The organism is Candidatus Planktophila sp. (genome assembly GCF_046070465.1).
Taxonomy (GTDB): Bacteria; Actinomycetota; Actinomycetes; order Nanopelagicales; family Nanopelagicaceae; genus Planktophila.
This window is the reverse complement of record NZ_JBJTMK010000139.1, coordinates 1-2,890: the sequence shown is the minus strand read 5'-3', so window position 1 is coordinate 2,890 and position 2,890 is coordinate 1. Positions and strand designations below refer to the sequence as shown.

3 protein-coding genes and 1 pseudogene are annotated in these 2,890 nt (G+C 49.0%); 2 read left to right on the top strand and 2 right to left on the bottom strand.

The window, feature by feature from the left end:
- The first annotated feature begins 221 nt into the window (after positions 1-221).
- Entirely contained in the window at positions 222-881 is a 660-nt protein-coding gene (trmB, locus tag ACKOVI_RS06220; RefSeq protein ID WP_509603219.1) for a tRNA (guanosine(46)-N7)-methyltransferase TrmB, read from the top strand.
- On the opposite strand, the gene ACKOVI_RS06215 is transcribed toward trmB, so the two are convergent.
- Both ACKOVI_RS06215 and ACKOVI_RS06210 read right to left on the bottom strand, forming a co-directional pair.
- A complete protein-coding gene (locus ACKOVI_RS06215) occupies positions 878-1,330 on the bottom strand; it encodes a ribose-5-phosphate isomerase (protein WP_509603220.1) in 453 nt (150 codons plus the stop codon). The two genes, trmB and ACKOVI_RS06215, sit on opposite strands and share 4 nt — an antisense overlap.
- Positions 1,331-1,432: 102 nt before the next feature.
- Positions 1,433-2,149: a hypothetical protein gene (locus ACKOVI_RS06210; RefSeq protein WP_509603218.1), complete on the bottom strand. Its 717-nt coding sequence runs from the start codon at positions 2,147-2,149 to the stop codon at positions 1,433-1,435.
- A gap of 251 nt (positions 2,150-2,400) precedes the next feature.
- Here ACKOVI_RS06210 and ACKOVI_RS06205 point away from each other — a divergent pair.
- Positions 2,401-2,890: pseudogene (locus ACKOVI_RS06205) on the top strand (hypothetical protein); the annotation flags it as partial.

Below are 2,890 nucleotides of genomic sequence, written 5' to 3'. Positions count from 1 at the left end.
AGACCATCGAACTTAACACGAGTCTTGACGATGAAGTTCTCAGCTCCAACTGTGAGATCAAGATCTACATCATATGAATGGACCTTGACGAGCTGCGAACGTTCTTGCGCTTCTGCACGTGTGAGATTTACTCCTGGCACGATTTACTCCTTATAGCTGGCGATAACCTAGTGAGGTTTGGGTGGATGAAGAGAGCCTAATCGAACCATAAGATTCTCGCTATGGAAGAGCCTACAGTTCGCAGTTATCGCATCCGCGGCTCTCGTATTACAGGTCCTCAGCAAGCAGCCCTCGATAAGCATTGGGGCTCATATGGAATCGAAGCCAGCAATCAGGTTTTAGATTTTGCAACACTTTTTCCAGATTCCAAGGAGGTCATCCTTGAGATCGGATTTGGCATGGGCGAGGCGACCGCACTTATCGGCCAAGCTTTTCCTGAAAAAGGATTTCTAGCCGTCGATGTTCATCGTCCAGGCGTCGGCAAGCTATTTCTCTTAATTCATGAATACGGATTAAGAAACCTTCGCGTTATTCAGGGTGATGCACATTTGATTATGCACAACATGATTGCTGATCAATCACTTGATGGTGTGCACTTGTTCTTTCCAGATCCATGGCAGAAGAAGAAGCACCATAAACGTCGCATCGTGAATGCCAATTTCTTGGCACAAGTTGCTTCCAAATTAAAACCCGGTGGATTTATCCATATTGCAACCGACTGGGTTCCTTATGCGGAATGGATTGAAGAAGTCTTTGCTGCGTCCACTCTATTTACTGGAGGAAAAGTTGCACGCCCGGATTGGCGTCGAGAGACTCGATTTGAAGGACAGGGAATTACAAAAGATCATCAAGTCAACGACTTCAGATATTTTAAAAACTAGCAGCAGGTATCTTCAAAGCTAGCTATCTTGCCGATGCGACGCGCATGGCGCTCATCGCCCGTAAATGGTGTTGCGATAAATGCATCGATAAAGTCTTTTACTTCTTGCGCAGTGTGCTGACGCTGACCTACTGAAATCACATTGGCGTTGTTATGTTCGCGAGCAAGCTTTGCGGTCTCGATGCTCCAGACAAGCGCTGCACGGATACCTTTAACTTTATTAGCTGCGATTTGTTCGCCATTACCTGAGCCACCCAAGACGATTCCGATTGAGGTTGCATCTTTAGCAACAGCCTGAGCCGTGGGGATGCAGAAATCTGGGTAGTCATCGAGGGCGTCGAATTCATATGGCCCGTGATCGGTGACGTCATGTCCACCAGCAACGAGGTGATGGATGAGTTCATTCTTGAACTCAAGACCCGCGTGATCGCTCCCGATGTGAATGCGCATGCGCAATTTAATCACGGCAGCGCTTGCAGGAAACGAAAACCCGCCAAGCGAATTGATCACCTGGCGGGTTTTCTACCCAATGGAGGAACTACATGAAGCGTTTTATGCTGTTGCTGAAGTTGTTGTGGTTGGAGTTGGAATTGTTGGAGCGCCAGAGTTGCCGCCCATCATTCCGCCACCCATTCCACCGTGTCCGCGACCACCCTTACCGCCACGACCTTCGCGGTGGCCCTTCATGCCACCTGCTGGAGCAGTTGCATTCACCATGTCGGTGACATGAGCAGTGAGATTTGCCTTCAGCGTTGTTGCCTGTGCAGCAGTCAACTTTCCAGCTGCTACAGCTGCATCGATTTCCTTTGTTTCATCAGCAACAAGTGCTGTGATCAAAGCATCTTTCTTTGTTCCCGCAATAGTTGCAAGAGTTTCTCCAGCCTTGAGGCGTGTGAGAACTGTTGTTGTATCAAGTCCTAGCGTTGATGCAATAACAGTGAGGTGATCACCGAAAGGTCCACCGAATCCACCGTTTGGACCCATTGCTGGACGATCAGCATCACGTGCTGCATCTGCTGCAGCGTGTGCCGCGATGATTGCATCAGCCTGTGACTGAGTGATTGTTCCCTTAGCAACAAGTCCTGAAAGGATTGCAGCAAGTTCTTCACCACGACCAAGCTTGCCTGCAGCAGCCTGGTTAGCAATTGTTGTAATGGTTGTTCTTGAGACTTTCTTTGCCTTAGTTGCTGCATCTGCAATGCCGAAAGTTCCGGCTGTTAATGCAACTGTTGTAATCGCTACTGCGAATACTTTCTTCTTTGATGACATTTACATGTCTCCTGTCCCGTACTAAGTGTCAGCCCCGTGTTGCTGACTTAGGTGTAATTAACACCCTCATGCTCAGAAAGGTAGCCGGGGAAGCTGAGGGCACCATGTGAATCCTGAAGGCCATCCTGTGAAGAACTGAGCGTGTATTCGGCCTTTCCTGTGAGCCTGATGCGGGGGAGTCCTGATTACTTTGGGTAATGCTCAACTTTCAGACTGTTTCCCCTTTAACTCTTCAAAGGAGAGCTTTTCTCATGATGCAGAGCAAGCTGTTGGCGGCGGTGGTAGCAGTTGCAATCGCGACATTTTCATCCTTCCCCTATGCAAATGGTGCAGGTCGATCAACGACAGCAGTTGTTAACACAATCCTCAATGGCAAAGGTGCACCCAAGAGTTCGCTTGGTATTGATGGAGATTTCTATATTGATGTAAGAAGTTTGTTGATCTATGGACCAAAGACAAAAGGGAAGTGGCCGACTCCGCAAAACATTCAAGGACCCACTGGACCTTCTGGAAGCGATGGAAAGAACGGTGCAGATGGAAAAACAATTTCGAATGCGAATGTAAACACTGTTGTAGGTCCGCAGGGACCGCAAGGTCCTACTGGTCCTGCTGGACCACAAGGCGAGAAAGGCGATGCTGGTTTACCTGGTGCGACAGGTTCTGCTGGTCCTGCAGGAAGTACGGGTGCGCAAGGCCCCGCAGGTGCAAATGGATCAAACGGTGCGCAAGGTCCAACAGGTG

Coding starts and splice junctions, on each gene's coding strand:
- trmB (WP_509603219.1), top strand. CDS start 222: ATGGAAGAGCCTACAGTTCGCAGTTATCGCATCCGCGGCTCTCGTATT.
- ACKOVI_RS06215 (WP_509603220.1), bottom strand. CDS start 1,330: ATGCGCATTCACATCGGGAGCGATCACGCGGGTCTTGAGTTCAAGAAT.
- ACKOVI_RS06210 (WP_509603218.1), bottom strand. CDS start 2,149: ATGTCATCAAAGAAGAAAGTATTCGCAGTAGCGATTACAACAGTTGCA.